The sequence below is a fragment of the Ruegeria sp. YTSA144 genome, from assembly GCF_059610125.1.
The window spans coordinates 126,219-151,072 of sequence record NZ_JBXWNA010000003.1 but is presented as its reverse complement, the minus strand read 5'-3'; the positions used below and the strand labels follow the sequence as shown (position 1 = coordinate 151,072).

Sequence of the window (24,854 nt, the reverse complement as noted above, 5' to 3'; positions counted from 1 at the left end):
TGTGTGTTTAACCGAAGCATTGAATCCAACAAGACCCCGAAAGGCACGGGCGTGCAAAAAAACGACACCAATCCCTTTTCCCTGTGGGATATTCCGCTGGCGCTGGTGCTGCTGACCCGCCTGCCCCTGCCCCGATTGCCCGAACCTGTGTTCAAGCGGCAGGCACAGGCGGCATGGGCCTTCCCCATCGCCGGGCTGGTCGTCGGGGGGATGGCCTGTCTGGTTGGATGGCTGGCAATGGTTTTTCATCTGCCCCCATTTGTTGCCGCGACCTTGTTGGTTGCGACTTTGATCATGATGACGGGCGCGATGCACGAGGACGGTCTTGCCGATACGTTCGACGGGCTCTGGGGCGGATTCACCCCTGAACGTCGACTTGAAATCATGAAAGACAGCCAAATCGGAACCTATGGTGTTCTCGCTTTGGTTTTTTCTCAGCTTGCTCGGGTTTCGGCCGTTGCCACGATTTTGGCAACCGGGTCGATTTGGGCGATTCTGGCAGCCTGCGTGTTCTCACGCGCCCTGATGCCGGTTTTGATGTCATCCCTGCCAAACGCCAGAAAATCGGGGCTGAGCCATTCGGTGGGAACCCCCGGCGCGATTTCGGTCAGCATGTCCTTGGGCCTTGCCGTTCCAATCGCCGTTTTCCTGTGCGGGGGTGCGGCGATCACCGCCATCTTATCTGCTGCCTTGGTTGCAGCCATCTTGGCGCTGACAGCGCGCAAGAAAATCGGCGGCCAGACCGGGGACATACTTGGGGCATCGCAACAACTGGCAGAGATCGCGTTTTTGCTTGCCATCAGCGCGCAGATTTAGGACGCGCCGCCTGTTTCGATCCGCAGTGTCCCACCGCAATGCTTGCAATGCACGGCATCCGGATCATGCCGATACAACCCGCAGCTTGGGCATTTGTGACGTACCTTCTGCGGCATGAAAATCGCCTGCGCCAAACGGACAAACAACGCGACACCCACGACCATTATGAAGACCGAGAACAGCTTCCCGCCAGGGGTGTCCAGCGTGATGTCACCGAAGCCGGTCGTCGTCAGGGTCGCCATGGTGAAATACAGCGCATCTATGTAAGGCGTCTGTACGTCTTCCGGAATGAAGAACACCAAAACCGCCGTAGAGGTGGCAAAGACAAATACCATCAGATTGATTGCTGCAATCACCGCGTCTTCATGGGTGCGAAAAAAGCTGCTGTCGCGTCGCAAGTCCCTGAGCAGATGGTATGAGTGGATCAGGCGCAAGGCCCGCAGAATCCTCAGGAAAGCCAGGTTGCCCGTCAGGAACGGATCCAGAACCAACGACATGATAACGACAATATCCGCCAGTGTATAAATCTGGCGCAGCAACTTCCAGCGGTCTTTTGAAATCCAAAGCCGCGCAGAGAAGTCCAACAATATCAAGAAACCGATCAACTGGCTTGCAAGAACCAACCCGGGACCATGAGGGACGTGAGCCGTCGCGACAAAGAAAACGATTGTCGCAACATCGAACAGGATCAGCGCGTACCGAAACCAGACCGAAATCGGGTCATGCCCGATATACAGATATCTAACTGTCTGCTTCATGTCCGCCCTGTAGCTTGCTGCATCTACAGTGAAATTAGCGGCACTCGCGGAATTCACCAAGCCACGAAAAAAGGCCGCCCCAAACTTGGAGCGGCCCGTTTTATCATAGAGTTCGCTGTCAGGCAGCGCGTGAGGTCAGAACTTCGTCCACCTGTTTGGCGGCGGATACCTCGCCCGCACCAGAAACGGCCGCGACCTCGCGGGTCAGACGTTCCAGGGCAGCTTCGTACAACTGACGCTCGGAATAGCTCTGCTCGCGCTGATCGTCCGTGCGGTGCAGATCGCGGACCACTTCCGCAATCGAGATCAGATCGCCCGAGTTGATTTTCTGCTCATATTCCTGAGCACGGCGCGACCACATGGCGCGTTTGACCTTTGCCTTTCCCTTCAGCGTTTTCATCGCCTGACTGATCACGTCGGGCGAGCTGAGCGACCGCAGACCGGATTCGGTAACCTTGTTGGTCGGCACGCGCAGAGTCATCTTGTCTTTCTCAAATGAGATGACAAACAGCTCCAGAGAGAATCCCGCGACTTCCTGTTCTTCGATCGAGATGATCTGGCCTACGCCGTGGGCGGGGTAGACAACATAGTCGTTCGGGCGGAACTCGAGCTTTTTCGACTTTGTCATTCAGTTTTTTCCTTGCTTACGGACGGGACACGGACAACAAAAACACCACATGCGGGGACTGTTTCAGCCCCGACAGGCGGCGATATTGTCACAAATTCAAATCTCCAAAGTGAGCATACTTTTGGAGCGCATCCCAATCTCGGTCATCATACAAGAACCGAGTATATCACAAAAATACGACACCCGAAAGTTTACCCTGCGGTAAATTTTCATATTCAACCTGTTTTCAACAGGTTGCGCCGTGTTCTTTGCACATCAAACAGGGGTTTGAGCGCGAATCGTTCAACCACCCTCGCCCGGTGCTTCCGAGAAATACTTCTCCATCTTGCCTTCTTCACCGTCGCGTTCTTCCGCATCGGGCAGCGGATCTTTCTTGGTGACGATCACGGGCCACATTTCCGAATACTTGCGATTGAATTCGACCCATTGATCCATGCCCGGTTCAGTATCGGGGCGGATCGCGTCGGCCGGGCATTCCGGTTCGCAAACACCGCAGTCGATGCATTCATCGGGATGGATGACCAACGTGTTCTCACCTTCATAGAAACAGTCCACCGGACATACTTCGACACAGTCGGTATATTTGCAGGCGATACAGTTTTCGGTGACAACATAGGTCATGATCGGATTCCCGTTTGCGGTTTGAGCGTTTAGCTAATTCAGTCTGGCCTACTCTTCAAGATATGATCAGCGATCTTTGGTGCGAGAAAGATCAAGTGAGCGGCGATCTTTCTTGGTCGGGCGACCTTTTCCCTCAAACCCCGGATTTTTGGGCGGGACGTCCTGTTTTTCGGTCATATCGAAATACAGCGTTTGCGCTTCGGGGGCCGGACCACGGCGATCCCCGATTCTTTCGATGCGCACGACGCGGACGATACGGCCCTGAGGAAAGGTCAGAACGTCGCCCGGGGCCACGACCTGCGCCGGTTTCAGCACCCGGTTTCCGTTCAACCTGACATGGCCGGCGCTGACCTGTTTGGCGGCCAGGCTGCGGGTCTTGAAGAACCGCGCCTGCCACAACCATTTGTCAACCCGCAGCCTGGCCTCGGCCATTTCGGATCAGTTACCGTCCTTCAAACCCATCAGCGCAGCAGCAAACGGGTTGTCGGGATCAATCGCCTTTTCCTTTTTCGGAGGCCGTGACGAGAAGGTCTTGGCGCCCTGAGGTTTGCCGCCCTTCTTGCCGTGAGGTTTACCACGGCCATCCTGCGGTTTTCCACGCGGTTTTCCCTTGCCCTGTCCCTGTTCGCGACGCGGGGCCCGGTTGGACTGTCGCTGACGGGCCCAGGTGAAGGTATAGAACACTTCAACCTCGGGTTCGTCAGAAACTGGTTCTGCGGGATGGCTTTCCGCGCCAGCCTCGGCTGCCGCCTCGGTGCTTTCGGTGGCCTCGGCTGCCGCCTCGGCGGGTGCTGCGACCTCTTCTGCCGCGACTTCACTTGCCGGGGCTTCTTCGGCGGTCGGTTTGTCAGCCTCATCTGCCGCAGGTCGTTCGACCGGTGCAGGTTTGACTTTCGGCCGCTCGCCGCGTTCTGCCTTGTATCCCAGCCCCTGCATCAGATCAGCGAACTGATCCAGCGTCATCCCGGTGATCGACAGCATATCGGGTTTGGCTTCGAACCCGCCGCGGCTGTCTTCAGCGCGCAGCATGTCCGCCAAACGTTCCAGCATGTCGATACGGATCGAACGCTCGCCCGCATCGCGGTAGCCACACATGGTGTCATAGCCCTGCGGTGCATCCTTGGCGACCGGCACGGTCACCAATCCCGGAGGCGGTGCTTCGGGGAATTCCTGCAAACCGCTGGACAGCGCCCAAAGCACGAGACGCAGACGAGTGGGGGCCGGTTTCAGCAGCAGCGGCATGAAGATGGTGAACTGGCCAAACCGGATACCATGCTTGCGCAAGGCGCCACGGGCGTCCTGATCAAGATCCTTGACCTCTTGTGCGACCTGTGCGCGGGGCAGGATACCCAGCGCTTCGACCATGCGGAAAGCAAAACCCTTGGCAAGGCCGCTGAGTTCCTCATCGCGGGACAGGTTCAGCAGCGGCTCGAACAGAGCGGCCACCTTGCGGTCGATGAAGTGCTGCAAACGGCGCTGCACTTTCTGCTCGACATCCGGCCCTGCGGCTTCATCAACGAAAACTTCGACCATAGGTTTGAGAGGTTCCGCCCCGGCAACCAGCTTGCCGACGGCGTATTCACCCCACATCAGGCCACCCTGATCTGTGAAATCAATTTCAGTATCGGGCGCATTGTAGAAGCGATCGGCGCGCAGATGGAATTGCGGCGCGAGTGCTTGCAGAGACGCCGATTTCAGAGCTTTCGCCTCGGTTCCCTGCGCGCTTTTGTCCGGGATGAACCGGAACCCTTCCAGACGACCGACGAATTCGCCTTCGACGGTCACTTCACCCTTGTCATTTACTTCGGCCAAAAGGGCCTCCTTCTGCTTGAGCCGGCGCAACAAAACGGATGTGCGCCGATCCACAAATCTTTGCGTGAGACGCTCATGCAGAGCGTCGGACAGTCTGTCTTCTACAGTGCGGGTTTCGTCACGCCAATGTGATTCGTCACGAACCCACCCTTTTCGCTGCGCAACATATGTCCACGTGCGAATATATGCCAATCTTTTAGATAACGCGTCGATATCGCCGTGGGTCTGATCGATCCGTCTGATCTGACGTGCCATGAACTCGTCGGGAATAGTTCCCCGTTCATGCAGATGGCCATAGATCACCTCCAGCAAACTGGCGTGTTCCGCATGGCTGATACCGCGAAAATCAGGGATTCTGCACACATCCCACAGCAACCGGATGGACGGGCCGTCGCCTGCACGGGCGACAACCTCGGTCACTTGCGACAGCGATTTCAACGCGTTCAGGTCGTCGGCAGGGCGGGCCTTGATCAGGTGTTCATCATCCGGGCTGACCTCAAGCGAGTCGATCAGCGCTTCAATCGATCCGAACCGAAGGGCGGCATTCCGCCAGTTCAGCTTTTTCATCGGCGTAAACCGGCTGTCCATGATCGCCTGCGCCACGCCCTCGTCCAGCGGCGGGGCCTCTCCGGTTACGCCGAAGGTGCCATCCGACATCCCGCGACCTGCCCGGCCAGCGATCTGCGCCAGCTCGTTCGGCGCAAGTGGACGCATCCGGCGCCCGTCGAACTTGGACAGGGATGAAAACGCAACGTGGTTCACATCCAGGTTCAACCCCATCCCGATAGCGTCCGTAGCAACCAGGTAGTCAACCTCGCCGTTTTGGTACAGGTCTACCTGTGCATTCCGGGTCCGCGGGCTGAGCGCGCCCATAACCACCGCAGCACCACCTTTCTGGCGGCGCAACAATTCGGCGATGGCATAGACGTTTTCGACCGAGAACCCGACGATGGCGCTGCGCGGGGGCATCCGGCTGATCTTCTTGGAGCCAGAGTAGACCAGTTGCGACATCCGCTCTCGCCGCACGAACTGTGCCTGGGGGACCAGCGCCGCAATGGGGCCACGCATTGTGTCCGAGCCCAGGAACAATGTCTCGTTCGTACCGCGAGACCTGAGCAGACGGTCGGTGAAGACGTGACCCCGTTCCGGATCGGCGCAGAGCTGGATCTCATCGATGGCAACAAAATCAGCGCCCATGCCTTCCGGCATCGCCTCAACCGTGCACACCCAATACTGGGCGCGGGGTGGTACGATCCGTTCCTCGCCGGTAACCAGCGCCACCACCGACGGACCACGGATCGCAACGATCTTGTCATAGACCTCGCGCGCCAGCAGGCGCAGCGGCAGACCGATCACGCCTGTCCGATAGCCCAGCATGCGCTCGATAGCGTAATGGGTTTTGCCGGTGTTGGTCGGGCCAAGTACGGCCACGATTCGGGATGACCCGCTCACATTCGCCCCCTGCCCCGAGCCTTACAGCGCCTTGCCTTCAACCTGAGGCTTCAGCCGATTCACGGCATTGGTTACTTCTTCGTGATGGGGATGTATAGCCAAGGCCCGAGAATAAGCCTCGTAGGCTTTCCGAGGTTCCCCGATAACTTCGAAGATCAGCCCCAGACCGTAAATCGCCTCATAGTGATTTGGATTCAACGTCAGCACATGTTCCAGATCGGCGGCCGCCATACCAAACCGCTCGACTCCGAAAAAGGCAGATGCGCGCAGATGCCAGCCTTCGGCAAAATCAGGCGCGTGATCCGTCAGCGCCGTCAGGTGATCCAGAGCAGCGTCGACATCGCCCTCCTCCAAGGCCTCGCGTCCCCGCTCCAGCAACAGATCAGCCGACGGCGAGCCGGATTGCGACCACAACGCCTGCAACTGCCGATCCAGTGCAATTGCCTGGTCGGGAGTCGACTGTGCCAGCTTTTGCAGCAGTTCATCCTCGTCCCGTGAGTCCGCCTGTTGCGCGAAACAACTGGTGGAAAACGTGACTAGGACAAAAAGTGCCGCAACGGTACCTTTGAGATTGTGAATTGCAATGCTCATAACAATAGTCAGTGTAGCGTTGCGACCGGGGATGTCCATTCACGGCGCACTAACAATATGAGGAAAAGCATGAGCGAGACTCTTGAAAAGGCAGCTGCCGCGCTGAACGAAAAACTGGATGGCGGCGCGTTTGATGACACGGCCAAGTTTGCCATCACCGATCTGGGTTCGATCGTTCTGGACGAAAACGGTGCGCGGGTCAGCGATGAAGAGGCCAATGTCACCATGAGCGCTGACGTAGAAACGTTCGAACAGATCCTCAGCGGTGAACTGAATCCGACCGGCGCGTTCATGTCCGGAAAGCTGAGCATTGATGGCGACATGGGCGTTGCCATGAAGCTTGCCTCGGTGCTGGCCTGATGGAGTTGTCGCCGGCCCCCTTTTTTGAAGACGTGGCCGGCGGACCTGCCGGTGGACAGGCCCATTGGTTGATGACGTCTGACCAAAAACGCATTCGCGTGGGTCACTGGCGTCCGGTTGGTCGCGCCCATGGCACCGTCATGGTGTTTCCCGGACGCACCGAATACATCGAAAAGTATGGCAATACCGCCCAAGAATTCGTGAATCGTGGCTTCGCGGTGCTGGCCGTCGACTGGCGCGGTCAGGGTCTTGCGGATCGGCTGCTGGAAAACCCACGCATCGGCCATGTCGATCATTTCACCGATTACCAGCACGATGTTCAGGCAACCCTGGACCTTGCAGACGCTTTGGATTTGCCGAAGCCGTGGTACGTCGTGGGGCATTCGATGGGCGGCGCCATCGGGTTGCGTGCCGTCATCGAAAAAGGGTGCTTTGCCGCTTGCGCGTTTACGGGCCCGATGTGGGGAATTTTCTTCACTCCGGTGATGAAACCCCTGAGCCGCGTTACGGCCTATTGGGGCACGGCGCTTGGCCTTGGCGAACGCACCCCCCCGACCACAACGCTTGAAAGCTATGTCCTGTCGCAACCTTTCGACGGGAATATGCTGACCCGCGACCCCGACATGTACCGGATGATGCAAGAACAGCTGAATGCGCATCCCGAACTGGCACTTGGTGCCCCCTCAAACCGCTGGCTGCGCGAGTCGCTGGACGAATGTGAATGGTTGATGGAACAGCCCGCGCCGAAGACACCCTGTCTGACTTTTCTGGGCAGCCACGAACAAATCGTCGATCGCAAGGCCATACGGGCACGTATGGCCAATTGGCCGAACGGCACATTGATCGAAATCCCGGACGGGGAACACGAGGTGTTGATGGAAGCACCCGACGTTCGGGGGCCGGTTCTGGACCAGCTTGCCAAGCATTTCCTGGCCAACCAATCAAATGGGGCGTCCAGGCTGGTTTCATCGTAAACCTTTTCACCTTCGGGACTGGCCGCTTGTGATCCGGGCGCGCCAGCCCTAGATGTTTGCAAAAGCAGTCTACAAAAGGTGATCCATGCGCGACCTTCCCTTTCCCGTCCGTGACGCAAACGCAATGGGCGGTGCCGACAATCTGGGCAATCTGCCCGAATGGGATCTGACGGATCTCTACGCATCCGAAGAGGCGCCCGAACTGGCGCGCGACCTGGACTGGCTGGAGGGCGAATGTGCGGCTTTCGCTGCTGACTATGAAGGCAAGCTGGCAGAACTGGACGCCGCGGCCCTTTTGACCTGCGTTCAGCGCAATGAAAAGATCAACTCCATCGCAGGCCGGATCATGTCCTTTGCCGGTTTGCGCTATTATCAGCTGACCACTGACGCAGAGCGGGCCAAGTTCCTGTCGGACATGCAGGAAAAGATCACCGTTTTCACAACGCCTCTGGTGTTTTTCACGCTCGAGATCAACCGGATTGAAGATGATGTGCTTGGGGCGCATTTTGCTGCCAACCCGGATCTCGCCCGATACGAACCCGTGTTCCGCCGCATCCGCGCGATGAAGCCCTATCAGCTGTCTGATGAGCTTGAGAAATTCCTGCACGATCTGGGCGTTGTCGGCGACGCGTGGGAGCGTCTGTTCGACGAAACCATCGCCGGTCTGACGTTCAATGTGGACGGTAATGAACTGAACATCGAAGGCACCCTGAACCTGCTGACCGAACAGGACCGCTCCAAACGCGAGGCTGCGGCGCGCGAACTGGCCCGCGTGTTTCAGGAGAACATCAAAACATTTGCCCGAGTCCACAACACGCAGGCCAAAGAGAAAGAAATCGTCGATCGCTGGCGCAAGATGCCGACCGCGCAAACAGGACGTCACTTGTCGAACGATGTCGAGCCCGAAGTGGTCGAAGCCCTGCGCGAGGCGGTCGTGGCCGCCTATCCCAAACTGAGCCATCGTTATTATGAGCTGAAGCGCAAATGGCTGGGTCTGGACGTCATGCAGGTCTGGGACCGCAATGCACCGCTGCCCATGGAAGATACGCGCATTGTCAATTGGGACGAAGCCGAAAAGACGGTAATGGATGCCTATAACGCCTTTGATCCCCGCATGGGCGACATCGCGGCCCCGTTCTTCTCGAAAGGCTGGATCGACGCTGCGGTGAAACCCGGCAAAGCCCCGGGCGCCTTCGCGCATCCCACCGTGACCGACGTGCACCCCTATGTGATGCTCAACTACCTGGGCAAACCGCGCGACGTCATGACTCTGGCGCATGAGCTGGGCCACGGTGTTCACCAGGTTCTGGCCGCCGATCAGGGTGAGATGCTGTCGTCAACGCCATTGACGCTGGCCGAAACCGCCAGCGTCTTCGGCGAGATGCTGACGTTCCGCAAGATGCTGGACAAGGCCGAAACCCCCGAACAGCGCAAGGTGCTGCTGGCGGGCAAGGTCGAGGACATGATCAACACGGTGGTCCGCCAGATCGCCTTCTACGACTTTGAATGCAAGCTGCATGCCGCCCGTCGTGAGGGGGAACTGACCCCGGACGACATCAACGCCCTGTGGATGAGCGTTCAGGCCGAAAGCCTTGGCCCCGCATTCGAATTCATGGACGGGTACGAGACCTTCTGGGCCTATATCCCGCACTTTGTTCACTCGCCCTTCTACGTCTATGCCTATGCCTTCGGCGATGGGTTGGTGAACGCGCTGTACTCGGTCTATGAAAGCGGCGCCGAGGGGTTCGAGGACAAGTATTTCGAAATGTTGCGCGCAGGTGGATCAAAGCACCACAAGGAACTGCTGGCCCCGTTCGGGCTGGATGCCAGCGACCCGAAATTCTGGGACAAGGGCCTGTCGATGATCTCGGGCTTCATTGACGAGTTGGAGGCGATGGAGAGCTGAGACGCCCGTGACAGTGGGTAGCGACATCCGCCGTGCGGAAACCCTCCATTCTCGGCGATGTCGCACCCAAGGAGCTCTTGAATGCCCGCTACGCGGGACGGAGCGGGCCTTGCCTTCAGCAAAAACAAACGTCTGCTCAGCACGCCGTGCGGACGAAGTCGTGTGTTCGAAAAGTGGTGTCTTCACGATTGAAGTTGCTGAAAAGTCGGTGCCGTGCATGATCACGAAAACTGATCATGAGATTGAAGATGATAAAAAGCCGGATCACACTTAAGCAGCTCGAAGCCTTTTCATTTGTTGTGGACATGGGAACCTTTAGAGCGGCAGCCGCTGCCCTTGGCACAACTCAACCCAACATCTCGTCGCGGATCTCTGCATTGGAAGCTGCCTTGGATGTCACGCTTCTTTATCGCGACGCCGGTTCCGTACGTCTGACCACCAAAGGCAAAGAGCTTCTTGAGCGGACGCGGGACGTGCTGCGCGCCGGAGAGGCGTTGCTGGAAGCGGCCGGTCGGCAGGCGCTTATCGAAGAACGCCTGCGCCTTGGCGTGACAGAATTGGTCGCCTGTACTTGGCTTCAACCTTTCCTTCGTGAACTGCGGCGGGAATATCCCAACCTTCGGGTTGAACTTCAGGTCGACTTGTCCCGCCAGATCGAGGAGCGCCTTCGCGAAGGTCAGCTTGATCTTGCCCTGCAGAATGGCCCGTTTACGTTGCGGACCTCGGGCGAAAGGCGGCTGTCCAGCGAAACATATGTCTGGGTAGCGAATGAAGAAGTTGCCGATGGCCTTGCCGGCGGCGCCTCGGTCGGGCGGTTCTTTGGCCGCGCTGTATTGACCCATGCGCGTCACACGGCGGCGGGGAATGCCTTGCATGACCTGGCGAAGGAGCGTGGCTACGATGCTGGCAAGATCGTCCATTCCAGCGCGCTGTCTGCGTGTCTGCCGATGGTCAGCGAGGGGATGGGTGTGGCGCTTCTTCCCAGGTCGCTTGTGCAAGGCGAGTTGGACGCAGGCCGGTTGAAATCGCTCATTTCGGATTGGACTGCGCCGCCTTTGACCTTTTTCGCGCGCTTCAACGCGGACCGGGCGCCACGGTTTGTCGAAAGGGCGAGTGACATTGCGGCGGCTCTTCGGCCAAGCGCAGTAGAAGATTAATAAATTCTATGGGGTCGAGAAAATCAATTGATTTGATTTCTGATCGGCCATGGTCCCATGTGGACATGCTGACCTTGTGTGCATGTGGAGAGACAGATGAAGGCCGAATCCATTCGAATGGGCGTCGATATTGGCGGCACATTCACAGATGTCGTTCTGGAAAAGGCGGGCGAACAGTATTCGGTGAAAGTCCTGACGACCTACGCGGCCCCCGAAAACGCGATCATCGACGGAATGCACCAAGTCTGCACCAAGGCGGGCATTGACCCCAGCGAAATCGAACAGATCATCCACGGAACAACTCTGGCCACCAACGCGCTGATCGAGCGTCGCGGGGCCAAAACTGCGTTGATCACGACGGAAGGCTTCCGTGATGTGATCGAGATGCGGACCGAAAGCCGGTTTGAGCAGTATGATCTGAACCTCAATCTTCCTGATCCGCTGTTGTCGCGCCACATGCGATTCACCGTCCCCGGACGCGTGAATGCCAAGGGAGAAATCCTGGTAGAGCTTGAACGTGCGGATGTCGAAGCCGTTGTGGACCGCATTGCAGAAGCGGGCTTCGAAAGCGTCGCGGTTGGTTTGATCCACTCTTACCTCAACCCCAAACATGAGCAGTTGGTACGTGATGTTCTGGTCGAAAAGCTGCCGAATGTTTCGGTGTCGATCTCGTCCGAGGTATCGCCGCAGATGCGCGAATACGAACGGTTCAACACGGTCGTGGCCAACGCCTATATCAAACCGCTGATGGCCTCCTACCTTGGACGGTTGGAGGACCGGCTGCGCGGCGAAGGTGTCGCCTGTCGCATCTTCCTGATGCATTCGGGTGGCGGGATCATCTCGATCCAGAATGCCGCGGATTTCCCTGTCCGGCTTGTCGAAAGCGGTCCGGCGGGTGGCGCGGTATTCGCGGCCCATATCGCGGCCCGCTATGGTCTGGACAAGGTTCTCTCCTTCGACATGGGCGGGACCACAGCCAAGATCTGCCTGATCAAGAACCAGACACCCAAGACCAGTCGCGTTTTTGAGGTCGCGCGGACCTACCGGTTCAAAAAGGGCTCTGGCATGCCGATCTCGATCCCGGTGATTGATATGGTCGAAATTGGTGCGGGCGGCGGAAGCCTTGCCCATGTGGACGGGATGCGGCAGATCCGCGTCGGCCCCGAAAGCGCCGGGTCCGAGCCCGGGCCCGCCTGTTATGGGCGCGGGGGTGAACGACCAGCTGTCACGGATGCCGATCTGGTCCTGGGCAAACTGGACCCGAAGAATTTCGCCGGTGGCTCGATCGCCCTTCATCCCGATAAATCGGAACAGGCGTTGCGCGCACATGTGGGCGACAGGCTGGATATGGACGCGGTCGAGGCGGCCTTTGGCGTGGCAGAGGTGGTGGACGAAAACATGGCCAATGCCGCCCGCGTTCACGCTGTCGAAAATGGTGAAGACCTGAGCGAATACACCATGATCGCCTTTGGCGGCGCGGCCCCGCTGCATGCCGGGCGACTTTGCGAAAAGCTTGGGGTTGAGCGGTTGCTTGTGCCGCCCGGTGCCGGCGTCGGCTCGGCCATCGGCTTCCTGCGCGCGCCGTTCAGCTTTGAGGCCAATCGGTCGGTCTATATGAAGCTGAGCGATTTCGATGCGGACAAGATCAAGGGCCTGCTGACTGATCTCAAGGCCGAGGCGACAGGCTTTGTGCGCACCTGCGATGAAGTCAGCCCGATCCTGTCCGAGTTCAAGGTCTACATGCGCTACACCGGTCAGGGTTGGGAAATCCCGATCGCCTTGACCGAAGAACAGGCGATGAACCCCGACGCCGCGACCTTTCAAGCGCGGTTCGAGGAGGATTACACAAAGCTCTTTGGCCGCCCCGTCGCAGGCATGGATATCGAGATCACCGTCTGGTCGGTGAACGCCACGACGCCGCCCGAGGACGTCGCGCGCATTGAAACGACAGACGGCAACGCGCCTGTTGCCCTGAACGGCACGCGGCAGCTTTTTGATGCGGCGGCGGGCAAATACCTTGAGGCCCATGTCATCGACAGACGCCGCATGGAGGCAGGCCAGCGCGCACATGGACCAGCCGCCGTAACCGAAGCTGAGACGACCATCATCGTGCCCGCCAGTCGGGATGCGATCCGGCAGCCTGACGGCTGCATCGACGTCGTCGCTCGCAAACCGAGCGCATCAGAAGGTGCCAAGGGAGCCCAACAATGACCCAAGAATACTCGAAAGTCGCCTATCAGGTCATGTGGAACCGTTTGATCTCGGTCGTGGAAGAACAGGCTCAGGCACTGGTGCGAACGGCCTTTTCGACCTCGGTCCGCGAGGCCGGGGACCTGTCGGCAGGCGTCTATGACACGCATGGCAACATGCTGGCACAGGCGGTGACGGGCACTCCGGGTCACGTGAACGCTATGGCCGATGCCGTCGCGCATTTCATCCGTCGGATCGGGCGACAAAACATGTTCAAGGGTGATGTCTACATCACCAATGACCCGTGGGAGGGCACAGGGCACCTGCACGACATCACGATGGTTACGCCCTCTTTCCATAACGGCACCCTGGTAGGGTTCTTTGCCTGCACGGCGCATATCGTCGATATCGGCGGGCGCGGCTTTGGCGCGGACGCACAGAGCGTTTACGAGGAAGGTCTCTACATCCCGATCATGAAGTTTGCTGAAAAGGGCGACGTGGATGAGACCTTGGTGCGGATCATCCGGGGCAACGTGCGTGAACCGGACCAGTTGATCGGCGATATTTACGCGCTCGCCACTTGCAACGAGATCGGCCACCGCCGCCTGGTCGACATGATGGAGGAGTTTGGTCTCGACCATCTGGACGGTATCGCCGAATTCATCCTCGACAACTCGCGCCGGGCCACGATTGAAGCCATTGCCGCCCTGCCGCAGACATCGGCAACGGGCGAGATGACGATGGACGGCTTCGACGTGCCGATCACACTCAAGGTCAAGGTCAGCGTCGAAGGCGACCGGATCGTGACCGACTTCGCCGGCACCTCCGGCCTGGACAAGAAGGGGATCAACTGCCCGCTGGTCTATACCAAGGCCTATGCCTGCTATGCGCTGAAGGTGGCGATTGCGCCGGAAATCCCCAACAACGCCGCCTCACTTGCGCCGTTCGAGGTCACAGCGCCGGAAAACTCAATCGTCAACGCGCTGCACCCCGCGCCAGTCGCCCTGCGCCATATCGTGGGGCATTTCGTGCCAGACGCGGTCTATGACGCCTTTGACAAGATCGTGCCGGGCCTGGTGCCTGCCGAAGGCGCCGGATGTCTGTGCAATTTCCAGGTCAGCCTGCGCCCGCGCAGCGATGCACCGGCACCCGCGGACGCGCGCAGGTCCGAGGTTTTGACCTTCAACTCAGGTGGCTCTGGTGCACGGCCCGAACACGACGGCATGAACGCGACAGCCTTCCCTTCGGGTGTGATGACGATGCCCATCGAGGCCACGGAACACGCAGGTCCCGTCATCATCTGGCGCAAGGAATTGCGCCCCGACAGCGGCGGCGCAGGCAAGACGCGCGGCGGTTTGGGGCAGTACATGGAAGTCGGCGCGCAGGAAGGCCACGAGTTTGACATCCAAGCCATGTTCGACCGCAGCCAGCACCCCGCTCGGGGCCGCCGAGGAGGCCAGAACGGTGCACCAACGACCATCGCTCTGGACGATGGCTCGGCCATGCGGGTCAAGGGCAAGCAGTTCGTCCCACACGGGCGTAAGGTGGTGATGGCCTTTCCGGGAGGCGCTGGCTACGGTGATCCGGCCGAACGCCCGAAAGAGCTTGTCAAACGCGATCTGGCGCGGGGATATATTTCTGAAGAAACGGCTCGGACGGACTATGGCTTGTCCGCTGAGGACATCGCGGCGGTGCAATCTGCCGTCGCCAGGGGGGAACAGATATGAGCAACCAAAGCCCATCACAGCAAAGCTATGACGTGATCATCATCGGAGGCGCCATCATGGGGGCCTCGACCGCTTGGTTCCTGTCGGACAACAAGGATTTCGATGGCTCGGTCCTCGTTGTCGAACGGGACATGACCTATGAGAACTGCTCGACCACGCACACGAACTCCTGCATGCGGCAGCAATTCTCAGCCGAGTTGAACGTCCGTATCAGCCAGTTTGCCGCCGACTTCGTCAAAAACATCCGCAGCTATATGGGCGGCGATGAACGCGTACCGGAACTTGGCATCCGCTCTTTCGGCTACATGTATCTTGCCGACAACGACGCCTTTGCCGATGTGCTGCGCGAAAATCAGCAAGTGCAACTGGCTGCCGGTGCTGCCACCCAGCTTATGACGCCCGAAGAGATCAAGGCCGCTTATCCCTTTTACAATGTTGATGACATCGTGCTGGGGTCTATCAACCTGGTGGACGAAGGCTATTGGGACGGGGGCGCCGTAAATGATTGGTGGCGACGCCAAAGCCGCGAGCGTGGTGTCGAATGGATCCAGAACGAAGTTGTGGCGATCACCTGCAACGCCGCCGGAACACAGGTCGAAAGCGTCACTCTTGCCTCGGGCGAGGTGGTCGCCTGCGGTCAGGTCGTCAATGCCTCGGGTCCCCGTGCTGCGCGCACCGCCCGGATGGCGGGCATCGACGTGCCGGTCGAGCCGCGCAAACGCTATTCCTGGATATTCAAGGCCGAGCAGCCGCTGGATCAGGACCTGCCGCTGACCATCGACCCCTCGGGCGTGCATGTCCGCGAAAACGGCGGCGGAACATATCAGTGCGGCGGCCATTCCGACCATGACCCGGCTGTGGGCTATGACGACTATGCGATGGACCATTCCCTCTGGGAAAACCACGTCTGGCCCATCCTTGCGACCCGTATCCCGCAGTTCGAAGCCATCAAAGTGCAAGCCGAATGGGCCGGACACTATGCCATGAACACCTTTGATCACAACGCGATCATGGGGCCGCACACCGAGCTTTCGAACTTCATCTTCCTCAATGGCTTCTCCGGCCACGGGCTTCAGCAGTCGCCTGCGATGGGGCGCGGGACGGCCGAATGGCTGACCTATGGCGAATACCGCACACTTGATCTGTCGCCGTTCAACTACGAGCGGATCCCGGCAAACAGGCCGATCATCGAGAAAGCCATTATCTGATGAAGCTTCCTGCCAATCCATTCACCCGCGCCATTGCAGCCGGAGAGAAACAGGTTGGCCTTTGGATCTGCCTGTGCAGCAACTTCGCCGCAGAGGTGGTCTCGACCGCCGGATACGACTGGGCGCTGATCGACATGGAACACAGCGCCAACGACTATTTCAGCGTGCTGGGTCAGCTTCAGGCCTTTGCGGCGTCCCCGACCACGGCCCTTGTGCGTGTGGAATGGAACGACGCGGTTGCCGTCAAGCGGCTGTTGGATCTGGGTGCGCCGGGCCTGTTGTTTCCGATGATCCAATCGGTGGAAGAGGCCGAACAAGCGGTGGCCGCAACACGCTACCCGCCTCACGGCATTCGCGGTGTCTCAGGGGCAACCCGGGCAACAGCCTTTGCGCGCATCCCTGATTATGTGGCGCGCGTTGAAGAAGAGACCACGGTGCTATTGCAGCTTGAAACCCGCGCAGCCGTCGAGCAGGCCGAAGCCATCGGCGCGGTCGATGGTGTCAGCGGCATCTTCTTTGGACCCGCAGATATTGCGGCCGATATTGGCAAACTGGGCAAACCGATGGACCCGGATGTTTGGGCATTGATCAAACCGGCTGCGCAAAGACTGATTGCCAAAGGCATGCCGGTCGGCACCTTGGTCACGGACCCCGCTTTTGCGGCTGAGCTTTTGAACGAAGGCTTCACCTTTGTTGCCATTGCGACAGACACGGGGTTATTGGCACGGGCCGCAGATGCGGCACTGGCGCAAACAAAAGGCGGGTTGCAATGAGTTTCGCGGCATCGCGTCTGAAACCGGTCAAGCCGTCCGCCTCAGCCTGGGTCAGCCAGGCTGCGAAAGAGGCCAAGGCGCGTGGTGAAGATGTCATTGATCTTGGTCTTGGAGAGCCGGATTTCGACACGCCCGACCATATCAAGGAGGCGGCACATCAAGCCGCTCTCAGGGGTGAGACGAAGTATCCGCCCACGAATGGCACGCTTGCGATGCGGCAGGCCGTCGCGGACAAGTTCAAACGCGAGAACGACCTGGACTATGCGCTTGACGAAGTGATCGTGTCGAACGGAGCCAAGCAGGTACTGTTCAACGCCTTCATGGCCACGCTGGAGCCGGGTGACGAGGTGTTGCTCTCCGCGCCCTATTTCGGTCAGTGCAAGGACATCGTGCTCATCCTCGGCGGTGTGCCGGTGCCTTTGGAATGCCCGGCTGAGGCTGGCTTTCTGCTGACGCCAGAGCAATTGCGCGACGCCATCACGCCCAGGACCCGGTGGCTGCTCTTGAACCAGCCGTCGAACCCGTCTGGCGCGGTCTATTCCGATGCCCAGATTGCGGCACTTGGCGACGTGCTGGCCGATCATGACCGCGTGCTGGTTCTGTCGGACGAGATATATGAACATATTCTGTTTGACGGGCGCGTGTTCCGATCGTTTGCGGCGCTTTGCCCGGGCGTGAAAGACCGCACCTTGACGGTCAATGGCGTGTCCAAAGCCTATGCCATGACCGGATGGCGCATTGGCTATGGCGCAGGGCACAAGGATCTGATCGCGGCGATGACCAAGGTGCAAAGCCAAATATCGTCAGGACCGTGTTCTATCGCCCAAGCGGCGGCGGCGGCGGCTTTGAACGGGCCGCAAGATGACATCCGCAATTTCTGTCGGGCTTTCGAAGCACGCCGTGATCTTGTGGTCGCGCGTGTGGCAAAAATCCCGGGGCTGACACTCGACGCGCCAGGCGGCGCTTTTTACGGCCTGATCGGCTGCGCGGGTCTGATCGGGGCAAAGACCCCTCAGGGCAAGACGTTCGCAACCGATACGGATGTCACAGCCTATCTACTGAAGGCCGCTGGCGTTGCCGCCGTTCCGGGCAGCGCTTATGATCTTTCACCGTTTTTCCGCATTTCAACAGCCGCCTCGGAAGAGGTGTTAAGCACCGCGATGGATCGCATCGCCCGCGCTGTTGGCGACCTGAAAGGACTTAACCCATGAAAAAGATTGTACTCACCGGCGCGGCTGGCCGCCTTGGCTCGTACCTGCGCGAGCCGCTGTCCAAACTTTGCGATGAATTCGTCTCGTCGGACATTGCCGACAGTGTGGCGAAACTCGCGTCCAATGAAACCTACATCAAGGCGGATATCACCGACCTCGATGCCATGGTCGCCCTTCTGGAGGGGGCGGACATGGTGGTGCATTTCGGTGCAATTGGCGACGAAGCCCCCATGGAGGTGCTTTGGGCGCCGAACTTCTACGGTGCCTATACCGTGTGGGAGGCCGCCTATCGCAACAAGCTGCGCCGGGTTGTCTATGCGTCGTCCATCCACGCGGTTGGCATGCACAAGAAGACGGATTTCATTGGCATTGATGCCCCACACAAACCCGACACCTTCTACGGGCTTGCCAAGTGTTTTGCCGAAGACCTCGCCTCTCTCTACTGGGACAAACGCGGGTTGGAAGCGGTCTGCATGCGCATCCTGTCTTGCGCGCAGCCGACCAATTCACGCGCTGTGGGAACCTGGCTCAGCTATGACGACCTGATCCACCTGGTGGAACGCGCGATCACCACGCCCATCACCGGCTTCAGCGTGGTCTATGGCGTCTCAAACAATGACCGTGCGCCGGTCGACAACGCCAAGGCGCAACATTTGGGCTACCGACCCAAGGACAATGCCGAACAATTCGCCGAAGAAATCTATGCCGCAGATGGCCCGCTCGACCCGCACGATCCCGCCAACACGCACCATGGCGGCCCATTCGCGGCTGTGCCGCTTGGCAACAGCGGGATGGCGCATCTCAACCTCGACGAAAACGACACCGGAAAGGACTAGGGCCGTAGATACCGTTGCATTGATCACAGCGGGCGGATCCGGCATGGGCGCAGATAGTGCGGGCCTTGGCCGCAGATGGCTTTAAGGTCGGAATTCTGTTGGCTTCCGGCAAAGGCGAAGCGCTTGCCAAAGAACTTGGCGGTGCTGGCGTCACGGGCACCAACAAGTCCGAAGCAGACCTGCAAAAGCTGGTCGATGCGGCCATGTACCACTGGGGCCGTATTGATGTTTTGATAATCTCCGCCGGTCACGGACCGCGCGCACCGGTCCTCGAGCTCACGATGAGGACTGGCACGAGGGCATGGAGGCCTACTTCCTGAACGCCGTGCGCCCCTCGCGTCTCGTCATTTTGATCACGCAAAAACAGGGTGGCGGGGCGATCATCAATATTTCGACCTTTGCCGCGTTTGAGCCGAACCCGGTGTTTCCAACCTCAGGCGTGATGCGCGCCGGGCTTGCCGCCTTCACAAAACTCATTGTCGACAAATACGCAGCCGAAAACATCCGCATGAACAACGTGCTGCCAGGATTCTTAGACAGGCCGCCAGAAAAAGGAAGAATTCCGCTAAATGATCCCGATGGGCCGCTACGGCAACTCGCTTGCCGAAATCGCAAGTGTCGTGGCCTTTCTGGCTTCGGATGGCGGAGCCTACATTTCCGGTCAGAATACCCGGATTGATGTGGGAATTACTCGGTCGGTTTAGGTCCAATGATAGTGAGGCTGAGAGCACCGCTGGTCGCCGGCGCGATTTGAGCTTGTCATCGACGATGTCGGCTTTCCGTGCTTGGTTGCCAGTTATGCATCTTGCTGCATCGGTGGTTTCGGGCTCTTTGTGGACCTCTGATGCGGCGCGGCATCTGATCAATCTTGACGTCAGTTGGCGACAAGAACGGCCCATACCGGCCACTCGACATGCCCCTAGATTGCAGCAACTGCAGCCCGCTTTCCAGACATTCGCTGTGTTTGCGAGCTGCTCGGACAGATTAGGGCATGCGTACAGAAAATACTCCACTGCCCAAAGGTTCACAGGAGACCCGAGAAAATGTAGGTTTCTTGTGAATAGAAAGGGAAAAGGGTGTAGATTAGAATGGCACGACAGCTCCTAAACGAAGGTGACAAGACCTTTCTGGTTTATGCCGGTACTGGCACCGACCTGGTATTCAATCATGGACTTGAGCTACCCGGATTTGCCTCGTTTCCTTTGCTCGAACAGCCTGACACTAGAGCGATACTTGCCGGTCAGATGCAGGCTCTTGTCGATCTCGCCAGCGAAATGAATGTCGGATGTATTCTTGATGCGCCCACATGGATGGCGAATGCCGACCGGGCGGCACCTTTGGGGTACGATGCAGAACGGCTTGTAGAGGTGAACAAAGATGCGGTCAGTCTAGTGGAAGACGTGCGCCGGGCCGCCGCTCGCGAAGATGTTTTGTTGTCGGCCTGTATAGGCCCACGCTTTGATCCTTACGCCGACATCCCGCCGATATCCGTCGAAGATGCACGGCAATACCATGCCGCTCAAATGCACAGCCTGAAAGGCACAACTGTCGACCTGGTTACCGCTTATACATTCAACCGTCCAAGTGAGGCAACAGGATGCATCCTCGCCGCCCGAGATGCTGGTCTGCCGATCATCATGTCTCTGGTTGTTGAGACAGATGGGTGCTTGGCGGACGGAACCAAACTTGTGGATGCAATTGACCAGATCGATGGGGAATCGGACACGGCGGCAATGTTTTTTATGGTCAATTGCGCTCATCCGACCCATTTCGCCGGAGCGCTTGGCAACCACCCGAGGCTGAGAGGTATTGTGGCGAACGCTTCAACTTGCTCTCATGCGGAACTTGACGAAGCAGATGAACTGGACGAAGGCGATCCCGTTGAACTTGGTAAGCAGATTGCCAAGATTGCTCGGAACAATCCTTCGGTTCAAGTATTCGGAGGGTGCTGCGGAACAGACATGCGCCATCTGAAATTGATGGCCAGCGAGCTTGCGTAGCTAACCTACTTCTACGGCCGACAAGAGACATTCGGCACCCAGCTGGCATTCTGCGGTCGCAGCCCGCATTCCGGTCATTCGCCGCATGTGCAAAATTTGGCACTGCTCGAACTCACAGATCGCGGACATCGCGCCAATTCGCAGCACGAGCCGAAGCGACGGCTCAGCCCGCCTTTGCGGTCCTTCGCTTCACGGCTTCTCCGCGATACTCCAATGCGTCAAATGTCCTGTGATCTCCTCAGTTGTGGTCTCTGGGTCCAGGAACCCGACCAGCTTCAACGTCTCCTCCACTTCCTGAACGCTCGGGAAACGATAGACGGCGTCGGGGAACCCATGCACAGCCCGTCTGTCGGCGGTCGATCGGTAACAGAGCACGAATCGCCCACCATGGCGAAGAACGCGAAACGCCTCGGCAAGATGGGTCGCCGGGTCCGGCCAAAAATAGACCGTATGCACCGAAAGCGCCTTGCCAAACCGCTTGTCCGGAAAGGGCAACGCAGCAGTGTCGGCAGAATGAAACGTCAGGCGCGTGTCCCAGACCGCATCACGGTTCCTGGCACGAGCACGCTTCAGCATAACCTCGGAGAAATCCACGCCGGCGCTGTCCGAAAGACGTACCATCGCGTCTGCCTCGAAAAGCGTTTCGCCGTGGCCGCAGCCGATGTCGATGAGGCTGTCGCCATCTGCCAGATCGAGGAGGTGCAGCGCGCGTTCGTTCTCGGGACGAGTCTCGCGCGCCATGACCCGGGCGACAATTGCACCAAGCAGACCTGTAGGTCGGCGGCTCTGACGGGCGATGAATTCCGGTTTCCTCATCTCTGTTGCTCCAGCAGGGGGATTTCATTCGGCGTTGTCCAGGGCACGCCGGAGTGCCCTACGGACGCCCTGTGCCGGAACCGGTTTGGCCGCCCGGCGGAAAGCTTCGCGATAGCCGGGGTGCTCCGTCCCCATCAGCCGGTCCCACCATGTGAAGTAGAGGCCGAGGTTATAGCCGGCATGGGCGTGGTGCAGGTCATGATGGGTGACGGTCGTCATCCAGTCGAACAGCGGCCTGCCGGACCGGTTGGCCGGGAAAAGTTCGTAGCCCGAATGCCCGATCGCATTCCGCAGCATCATGTGCGTGGCGAATACCAGGATCGCCGCCGGATGCGCGGGCAGGACAAGCAGGATCAGTGGCAGGTAGACCGCATTCACCACCGCCTCGCCCAGATCGAAGCTGTAGGAGGTAAAGGGCGTCGGGTTGTGCGACTTGTGATGCAACCTGTGAAAGCGCCGGAAGAGCGGCGGGTAGTGCAGCAGCCTGTGCGACCAATAGAACCACGTATCATGGGCGACGATCAGAACCACCGTGCTGAAAATGAGATAGGTCAAGCCGTAGGTGGCGATTTCGGTATAGATCGGGACGAGTCCCGCCTCCGCTCCGACAACGATCAACGTCCCGTTCAGCGCAAAGATCAGAACCGTACGCAGGCTTGCGAGGATTTCGCGGCCGATCTGGCCTTGCGGCGGTTCATCGGCCCGGATCTTCCGCGCCCGGAGCCGGGCCGCCAGCGCCAGATTCACTGTCAGATAAACGCCACCTGCACCGACGGCGTAGCGCAGAAGGTCCGTGGCAAGAACGCCGGAGAAAATCCCGGCGAGATGGCTGATGATGCATTGATCTTCCATGATGGTCTCCGGTCTGAAATGCCGACCGATACATTGGAGCGCATCGGTTTACCGCTCTCGCTGTCTTTGAAAATCGTTCAATGATTTCAGGAATCGACGCGGCTTTTCCGGAATCGGTGCGCCCATACCAGTTGACTGGATCACTGGTCTCGGCTTCGCTCGATCCATGGATGACTTCACGGTGAGAGCTGATCTCTTCTTGAGGGGCGGCGCGGTGACGGCGCTGGCGACTTGTGCGCTGATCTTCCTGGCCAATCGTGCCCTTTGGCCCAGGGGCCTGTCGGTGCCTGCCCTCTGCCTCGGACTTGGTGCCTACTTGCTTGTGTCGTCGCCGAACCTGGGGCTCTCCGGAACCAGGGCCGAGACCGGTCTCGTCATGATGGCGGGTGTGGTGCCGGTCCTGGCGTTCTGGGCCGGGGCCGAGATATTCCTCGACCGGCCGGTTTACCGGCCGTGGCACGGCGTGCTGGCAGTCTTGGTCACCGTAGGTGCCTGGCTTGCACCCATCCTGCCCTTCGCGGCGACGCTCCGGGGCATCCTTGTCGTCTTGCTCTATGCGGGCTTGCTCTATATCGCGCTGTCCACCGCCGCCGACGATCTGGTCGAAACCCGCCGCCGGTTCCGCAGGTGGTTCGTGGCGCTCATGGCCCTGACCGGCCTCGGAATCTCGGTGGTCGAGTTCCTCAAGCTCGATGCCGATCTGCCACCCGTGATGTACCCGCTCCATGCCTCGGGATTTCTGGTGCTGACGCTGCTGTTCCTGTCCTGGGCCGTGCGGATCGCACCCGATCTCTGGCCCCTTCGGCGGGAGCCCGAACCGCGACCTGCCATGCCACTGTCAGGCGCCGATGCCGCAGTTCTGCAAAGGGTAGAGGCGGCGATGGCGGATGGTATCTGGCGACAGGAAGGGCTTACAATCGCGCGGCTCGCAGCAGCCGTGGATGCGCCTGAGCACAGGGTCCGACGCGTGATCAACAAGGGGCTCGGGTATCGCAACTTCGCCCAATTCGTGAACGAACACCGGATAGGGGCGGCGTGTGAGGTTCTGTCCGATCCTGCGCGGGCCGATACACCTGTGCTGTCAATCGCCTACGATGTCGGGTTCGCCTCCATTGGGCCGTTCAACCGTGCGTTTCGAGAGAAACATCAGCAATCCCCGACTGAATACCGTAAACTGCATGGCGTATCGAACGGATGACGCAGTTTGCGATTTGTCGCGCTCACAAGGCTCCGTCCTACCCTTGCATCACAGGCACCTTCCTGAACTTGGAAATTGAATGGCTGCTCTGGCGCATTTGCGTGCCTCCATTTGGCCTGCAGCATCCGGCAAAATGGGCTCGGAGCGGCCAATTTCTGCGTCAGCACCAATCCATGATAGGTTGCCGTGTCAACGTCGGGTTGGCGTTGTGGAAGGGCGTGGTGGATTGGAAGAACCACCATGCAAATACCAAACTTACCTGCCATTCGAGCCCGCCGCCCCGCTTGGAACAAGGGACGCATTATAGGTCAGAAACGCCCACTTATGCCCAAACATGTCTGGGCGATCCGAGTGCGCCTGGAAATTGTCGCGTACCATCGCGATCTGGCGCTGTTCAACCTGGCGATCGACAGCAAACTACGCGGGTGCGATCTGGTCAAACTGAAGGTCGCGGATGTCTACGCCGCTGGTCAGGTTAAGGAACGCGCCTCAATCATTCAGAGCAAAACACAGAGGCCTGTCCGTTTTGAGATCACCGAGGGCACGCGAAAGTCGCTGCTGTGCTGGATGGAACAACCGCTGATGACCGGATCGGAGTACCTCTGGCCTGGGCGTTTCCACGAACGGCTTCACATTTCCACGCGACAATACGCGCGCCTGGTTCGGGATTGGGTGGAACCGATCGGTCTGCAGCCGAGTGCGTACGGAACACATTCGATGCGCCGGACCAAGGTTGCGCAAATCTACCGAAAGACAGGAAATCTGCGAGCGGTACAACTTCTGCTTGGTCACACCAAGATGGACAGCACCGTCCGGTACCTTGGCGTCGAATTGGAGGATGCATTGGCGATCGCAGAGGCGGTAGAAATCTGAAGGCTTGGGCCGTCTTCACGGACGGCCCTGCGCCGCCGTTGGCCACCACTTCAGAATGCTGCAATGCGATACGCCATTGCGGTCATTCGTCCATG

Annotated in this window: 22 protein-coding genes and 1 pseudogene; 15 read left to right on the top strand and 8 right to left on the bottom strand. The window is 59.0% G+C overall.

What is annotated here, in order from left to right:
* Positions 1–51 precede the first annotated feature (51 nt).
* Entirely contained in the window at positions 52–816 is a 765-nt protein-coding gene (gene cobS / locus AC2FF8_RS09565) for an adenosylcobinamide-GDP ribazoletransferase (RefSeq protein ID WP_170344688.1), read from the top strand.
* Here the strand turns inward: cobS and AC2FF8_RS09560 are convergent.
* The 6 genes from AC2FF8_RS09560 to AC2FF8_RS09535 all read right to left on the bottom strand — a co-directional run bounded on the left by AC2FF8_RS09560 (position 813) and on the right by AC2FF8_RS09535 (position 6,717).
* A complete protein-coding gene (locus AC2FF8_RS09560) occupies positions 813–1,574 on the bottom strand; it encodes an ion channel (protein ID WP_496879553.1) in 762 nt (253 codons plus the stop codon). The genes cobS and AC2FF8_RS09560 overlap by 4 nt on opposite strands.
* A 118-nt stretch (positions 1,575–1,692) precedes the next feature.
* Positions 1,693–2,202 carry a CarD family transcriptional regulator gene (locus tag AC2FF8_RS09555; RefSeq protein ID WP_152457681.1) on the bottom strand — a complete coding sequence of 170 codons (510 nt, stop codon included), beginning with the start codon at positions 2,200–2,202 and terminating at the stop codon, positions 1,693–1,695.
* 282 nt (positions 2,203–2,484) lie between these two features.
* Complete coding sequence (gene fdxA / locus AC2FF8_RS09550) at positions 2,485–2,823, bottom strand: ferredoxin FdxA (protein WP_152457680.1); 339 nt, start codon at positions 2,821–2,823, stop codon at positions 2,485–2,487.
* 66 nt (positions 2,824–2,889) lie between these two features.
* Positions 2,890–3,255, bottom strand: a complete 366-nt coding sequence (locus AC2FF8_RS09545; protein ID WP_496879552.1) for an RNA-binding S4 domain-containing protein — start codon at positions 3,253–3,255, stop codon at positions 2,890–2,892.
* A gap of 6 nt (positions 3,256–3,261) precedes the next feature.
* Positions 3,262–6,087 carry a helicase-related protein gene (locus AC2FF8_RS09540; RefSeq protein ID WP_496879551.1) on the bottom strand — a complete coding sequence of 942 codons (2,826 nt, stop codon included), beginning with the start codon at positions 6,085–6,087 and terminating at the stop codon, positions 3,262–3,264.
* Positions 6,088–6,108: 21 nt separating this feature from the next.
* Positions 6,109–6,717, bottom strand: a complete 609-nt coding sequence (locus AC2FF8_RS09535) for a tetratricopeptide repeat protein (RefSeq protein ID WP_496879550.1) — start codon at positions 6,715–6,717, stop codon at positions 6,109–6,111.
* A gap of 30 nt (positions 6,718–6,747) precedes the next feature.
* Here AC2FF8_RS09535 and AC2FF8_RS09530 point away from each other — a divergent pair, with 30 nt between their 5' ends.
* From AC2FF8_RS09530 to AC2FF8_RS09475, 12 genes and pseudogenes are all read left to right on the top strand, one after another.
* Positions 6,748–7,038, top strand: a complete 291-nt coding sequence (locus AC2FF8_RS09530) for an SCP2 sterol-binding domain-containing protein (protein WP_170344693.1) — start codon at positions 6,748–6,750, stop codon at positions 7,036–7,038.
* Complete coding sequence (locus AC2FF8_RS09525; RefSeq protein ID WP_480684547.1) at positions 7,038–8,012, top strand: alpha/beta fold hydrolase; 975 nt, start codon at positions 7,038–7,040, stop codon at positions 8,010–8,012. Before AC2FF8_RS09530 ends, AC2FF8_RS09525 begins: the two co-directional genes overlap by 1 nt.
* 85 nt (positions 8,013–8,097) lie before the next feature.
* Complete coding sequence (locus tag AC2FF8_RS09520; protein WP_257600522.1) at positions 8,098–9,918, top strand: M3 family oligoendopeptidase; 1,821 nt, start codon at positions 8,098–8,100, stop codon at positions 9,916–9,918.
* A gap of 248 nt (positions 9,919–10,166) precedes the next feature.
* Entirely contained in the window at positions 10,167–11,075 is a 909-nt protein-coding gene (locus AC2FF8_RS09515; protein ID WP_496879549.1) for a LysR family transcriptional regulator, read from the top strand.
* 96 nt (positions 11,076–11,171) lie between these two features.
* A complete protein-coding gene (locus AC2FF8_RS09510; protein ID WP_496879548.1) occupies positions 11,172–13,286 on the top strand; it encodes a hydantoinase/oxoprolinase family protein in 2,115 nt (704 codons plus the stop codon).
* Positions 13,283–14,992 carry a hydantoinase B/oxoprolinase family protein gene (locus AC2FF8_RS09505; RefSeq protein ID WP_496879547.1) on the top strand — a complete coding sequence of 570 codons (1,710 nt, stop codon included), beginning with the start codon at positions 13,283–13,285 and terminating at the stop codon, positions 14,990–14,992. Before AC2FF8_RS09510 ends, AC2FF8_RS09505 begins: the two co-directional genes overlap by 4 nt.
* On the top strand, positions 14,989–16,200 hold the full coding sequence (locus AC2FF8_RS09500) for an NAD(P)/FAD-dependent oxidoreductase (RefSeq protein WP_496879546.1): 1,212 nt from the start codon (positions 14,989–14,991) through the stop codon (positions 16,198–16,200). The genes AC2FF8_RS09505 and AC2FF8_RS09500 overlap by 4 nt, the downstream gene beginning before the upstream one ends.
* On the top strand, positions 16,200–16,973 hold the full coding sequence (locus AC2FF8_RS09495) for an HpcH/HpaI aldolase family protein (protein WP_496879545.1): 774 nt from the start codon (positions 16,200–16,202) through the stop codon (positions 16,971–16,973). Before AC2FF8_RS09500 ends, AC2FF8_RS09495 begins: the two co-directional genes overlap by 1 nt.
* Entirely contained in the window at positions 16,970–18,184 is a 1,215-nt protein-coding gene (locus tag AC2FF8_RS09490) for a pyridoxal phosphate-dependent aminotransferase (protein ID WP_496879544.1), read from the top strand. The genes AC2FF8_RS09495 and AC2FF8_RS09490 overlap by 4 nt, the downstream gene beginning before the upstream one ends.
* A complete protein-coding gene (locus AC2FF8_RS09485; protein WP_496879543.1) occupies positions 18,181–19,020 on the top strand; it encodes an NAD-dependent epimerase/dehydratase family protein in 840 nt (279 codons plus the stop codon). The genes AC2FF8_RS09490 and AC2FF8_RS09485 overlap by 4 nt, the downstream gene beginning before the upstream one ends.
* 43 nt (positions 19,021–19,063) lie before the next feature.
* Positions 19,064–19,724, top strand: a pseudogene (locus tag AC2FF8_RS09480) (SDR family oxidoreductase).
* A 384-nt stretch (positions 19,725–20,108) separates the two neighbouring features.
* Positions 20,109–21,020: a homocysteine S-methyltransferase family protein gene (locus AC2FF8_RS09475; protein WP_496879542.1), complete on the top strand. Its 912-nt coding sequence runs from the start codon at positions 20,109–20,111 to the stop codon at positions 21,018–21,020.
* 189 nt (positions 21,021–21,209) lie between these two features.
* On the opposite strand, the gene AC2FF8_RS09470 is transcribed toward AC2FF8_RS09475, so the two are convergent.
* Both AC2FF8_RS09470 and AC2FF8_RS09465 read right to left on the bottom strand, forming a co-directional pair.
* On the bottom strand, positions 21,210–21,836 hold the full coding sequence (locus tag AC2FF8_RS09470) for a class I SAM-dependent methyltransferase (protein WP_496879541.1): 627 nt from the start codon (positions 21,834–21,836) through the stop codon (positions 21,210–21,212).
* Positions 21,837–21,860: 24 nt separating this feature from the next.
* Positions 21,861–22,688: a sterol desaturase family protein gene (locus AC2FF8_RS09465; protein ID WP_170346644.1), complete on the bottom strand. Its 828-nt coding sequence runs from the start codon at positions 22,686–22,688 to the stop codon at positions 21,861–21,863.
* Positions 22,689–22,902: 214 nt separating this feature from the next.
* On the opposite strand from AC2FF8_RS09465, the gene AC2FF8_RS09460 reads away from it, so the two are divergent.
* Positions 22,903–23,886 carry a helix-turn-helix domain-containing protein gene (locus AC2FF8_RS09460; protein WP_496879540.1) on the top strand — a complete coding sequence of 328 codons (984 nt, stop codon included), beginning with the start codon at positions 22,903–22,905 and terminating at the stop codon, positions 23,884–23,886.
* Positions 23,887–24,126: 240 nt separating this feature from the next.
* A complete protein-coding gene (locus AC2FF8_RS09455; protein WP_496879539.1) occupies positions 24,127–24,759 on the top strand; it encodes a tyrosine-type recombinase/integrase in 633 nt (210 codons plus the stop codon).
* The last annotated feature ends 95 nt before the right edge of the window (positions 24,760–24,854 follow it).

What these genes read in the sequence shown, in the direction of transcription:
- AC2FF8_RS09490 (WP_496879544.1), top strand. Translation starts at nt 16,970, where the DNA reads ATGAGTTTCGCGGCATCGCGTCTGAAACCGGTCAAGCCGTCCGCCTCA.
- AC2FF8_RS09530 (WP_170344693.1), top strand. Translation starts at nt 6,748, where the DNA reads ATGAGCGAGACTCTTGAAAAGGCAGCTGCCGCGCTGAACGAAAAACTG.
- AC2FF8_RS09510 (WP_496879548.1), top strand. Translation starts at nt 11,172, where the DNA reads ATGAAGGCCGAATCCATTCGAATGGGCGTCGATATTGGCGGCACATTC.
- AC2FF8_RS09485 (WP_496879543.1), top strand. Translation starts at nt 18,181, where the DNA reads ATGAAAAAGATTGTACTCACCGGCGCGGCTGGCCGCCTTGGCTCGTAC.
- AC2FF8_RS09545 (WP_496879552.1), bottom strand. Translation starts at nt 3,255, where the DNA reads ATGGCCGAGGCCAGGCTGCGGGTTGACAAATGGTTGTGGCAGGCGCGG.
- AC2FF8_RS09535 (WP_496879550.1), bottom strand. Translation starts at nt 6,717, where the DNA reads ATGGACATCCCCGGTCGCAACGCTACACTGACTATTGTTATGAGCATT.
- AC2FF8_RS09500 (WP_496879546.1), top strand. Translation starts at nt 14,989, where the DNA reads ATGAGCAACCAAAGCCCATCACAGCAAAGCTATGACGTGATCATCATC.
- AC2FF8_RS09475 (WP_496879542.1), top strand. Translation starts at nt 20,109, where the DNA reads ATGGCACGACAGCTCCTAAACGAAGGTGACAAGACCTTTCTGGTTTAT.
- AC2FF8_RS09515 (WP_496879549.1), top strand. Translation starts at nt 10,167, where the DNA reads ATGATAAAAAGCCGGATCACACTTAAGCAGCTCGAAGCCTTTTCATTT.
- AC2FF8_RS09495 (WP_496879545.1), top strand. Translation starts at nt 16,200, where the DNA reads ATGAAGCTTCCTGCCAATCCATTCACCCGCGCCATTGCAGCCGGAGAG.
- AC2FF8_RS09455 (WP_496879539.1), top strand. Translation starts at nt 24,127, where the DNA reads ATGCAAATACCAAACTTACCTGCCATTCGAGCCCGCCGCCCCGCTTGG.
- AC2FF8_RS09465 (WP_170346644.1), bottom strand. Translation starts at nt 22,688, where the DNA reads ATGGAAGATCAATGCATCATCAGCCATCTCGCCGGGATTTTCTCCGGC.
- AC2FF8_RS09555 (WP_152457681.1), bottom strand. Translation starts at nt 2,202, where the DNA reads ATGACAAAGTCGAAAAAGCTCGAGTTCCGCCCGAACGACTATGTTGTC.
- AC2FF8_RS09505 (WP_496879547.1), top strand. Translation starts at nt 13,283, where the DNA reads ATGACCCAAGAATACTCGAAAGTCGCCTATCAGGTCATGTGGAACCGT.
- AC2FF8_RS09560 (WP_496879553.1), bottom strand. Translation starts at nt 1,574, where the DNA reads ATGAAGCAGACAGTTAGATATCTGTATATCGGGCATGACCCGATTTCG.
- AC2FF8_RS09470 (WP_496879541.1), bottom strand. Translation starts at nt 21,836, where the DNA reads ATGAGGAAACCGGAATTCATCGCCCGTCAGAGCCGCCGACCTACAGGT.
- fdxA (WP_152457680.1), bottom strand. Translation starts at nt 2,823, where the DNA reads ATGACCTATGTTGTCACCGAAAACTGTATCGCCTGCAAATATACCGAC.
- AC2FF8_RS09525 (WP_480684547.1), top strand. Translation starts at nt 7,038, where the DNA reads ATGGAGTTGTCGCCGGCCCCCTTTTTTGAAGACGTGGCCGGCGGACCT.
- AC2FF8_RS09520 (WP_257600522.1), top strand. Translation starts at nt 8,098, where the DNA reads ATGCGCGACCTTCCCTTTCCCGTCCGTGACGCAAACGCAATGGGCGGT.